This window comes from Clostridium algifaecis (assembly GCF_017874415.1).
In the GTDB taxonomy this organism is placed as follows: domain Bacteria; phylum Bacillota; class Clostridia; order Clostridiales; family Clostridiaceae; genus Clostridium_B; species Clostridium_B algifaecis.
Genome location: NZ_JAGGLM010000050.1, coordinates 1 through 1,453, shown reverse-complemented (window position 1 = coordinate 1,453; position 1,453 = coordinate 1). Strand labels below are relative to the sequence as shown.

1 protein-coding gene is annotated in these 1,453 nt (G+C 38.7%); it reads left to right on the top strand.

Translation table 11 applies throughout. The features are described from left to right. Nucleotides 1-4: 4 nt before the first annotated feature. On the top strand, nt 5-1,453 hold a 1,449-nt coding region (locus J2Z42_RS14315; RefSeq protein ID WP_209703441.1), incomplete at its 3' end, for a type I glutamate--ammonia ligase.

Below are 1,453 nucleotides of genomic sequence, written 5' to 3'. Positions count from 1 at the left end.
TTTTATGTCAAAAGATTTGATTTACTCAATACCAAAAGAAAAACATTCAGAAAAAGATTTAAGGGAACTTTTAACCGCCCATCCTGAAATAAAGTTTGTATCCGCCGTAGGTGTAGACTTATCAGGAAATAGCACCGATGAAAAAATTCCTATCAAAATATTCCTGGACGATATAAATGGATTTTTAAACGGTTCTGTCCAGACAGATGGTTCTTCCGTAGTTTTACCTGGAATCGCAACACTTGACGATGCAAAGGTAGATATGCTCCCGGACGCCGATGTAAACTGGTATGTTGAATACAACGATGACAATATAGATGAAGAAACGGGAAAACCTGTCGCAACCCTCAGGATACCTTGCTTTTTATACCACGACAATACAGCAGTGGATTCAAGGTATGTATTAAAGCACTCCATTGACTACTTTAAATCAACCCTTTTAGAATTATTTAAAAAATACCCTGCAGTTCTATCTCCTTTCGGTATAAAAATAGACGATATAGACGATTTAGTTGCAACCTGTGCAACAGAACTTGAATTCTGGGTAAACACACCTGACAACAAGGCCGAAGTCGAGGCACTTTCCACTTCCCAGGTCTTAAAGGAGCAATACTGGACAAGAACTAAGGGTGCAGTTAAAACAGCACTTGAACAGACACTTGCTGCCATGGACTTATATGGTATTGAACCTGAAATGGGACACAAGGAAGTTGGTGGAATACAGGCCAAAGTATCCGGAGATGGAAACTTCTCAAATATAATGGAACAGCTCGAAATAGACTGGAAATATTCAACCGCAGTACAGGCAGTTGACAATGAAACTTTTGTAAAGAACCTAGTTGAAGAAACTTTCAGAAAGAACGGACTCAATGTAACTTTCCGTGCAAAGCCTATAGAGGGCGTAGCCGGAAGCGGCGAACACACTCATATGGGAATTGCTCTAAAACTTAAAAATGGAAAGAGACTAAACTTATTCTCAACAACCAAGCACCATTTCTTAAGTATATTTGGATATGCATCTATAATGGGCATACTTAAAAACTATGAAGTTTTAAATCCTTTCGTTTCATGTACAACAGATGCCTTAAGGAGATTAAAACCTGGATTTGAAGCACCTATATGTATAGTAACATCAATTGGACGTTCCGTAGAAATACCATCTAGAAACAGATCAGTACTTCTCGGAGTAATAAGAGAACTTCAAAGCCCTCTTGCAACTAGATTCGAGCTCAGAGCTCCAAATCCTGGAACAAACACATATGTTGCTGTAGGAGCACTTTACATGGCAATGCTCGATGGAATAGAATATGCAGTAACTAATTGCAAGACAGAGGATGACTTGCTCGCTGAACTTTCAAAAAAACAGGAGGATGCAGCAGATTACCTTGAAAAAGGAAGAGCTTACAGAAGTGAAATTGATGTATTTGAATCCTTCTCAGATGAAGAAAGAGAA